The sequence below is a fragment of the Mesorhizobium sp. M7A.F.Ca.MR.148.00.0.0 genome, assembly GCF_003997735.1.
Lineage (GTDB): Bacteria > Pseudomonadota > Alphaproteobacteria > Rhizobiales > Rhizobiaceae > Mesorhizobium.
Genome location: NZ_RZTB01000276.1, coordinates 1 through 284, shown reverse-complemented (window position 1 = coordinate 284; position 284 = coordinate 1). Strand labels below are relative to the sequence as shown.

The following is a 284-nucleotide window of genomic DNA, read 5'->3' as shown; positions in this document are numbered from 1 at the left end:
TTGTCCGAATAGAGCGCCGTCGTGGAGGCGGCGACGCGTTTCATGTCGCCCGTGCCGAAAATCGGGAAATATAATGCGACGTCGACATGGACGTCTGCCTGGACCGTCTTGGCGGTTTTGTTGACAGTCAGCCTGTCGAGCACGATCTGGTCGGCCTGCAGAATGCCAGCCTGGCTGTTGGCGTCGAGAAAGGCCTGCACCGATTTGTCGGCATCGGCTTCCTTGATGACGCCGGTCGTCAGGTCGCGTGCCGTCGACGTGACCGCAGCGTCGACCACGCTCTG

At 61.3% G+C, this 284-nt stretch carries 1 pseudogene (running past one end of the window); it reads right to left on the bottom strand.

The features are described 5' to 3' along the window. A pseudogene (locus tag EOB49_RS33895) lies at nt 1-284 on the bottom strand (hypothetical protein) (its annotated part extends 961 nt beyond the left edge of the window); the annotation flags it as partial.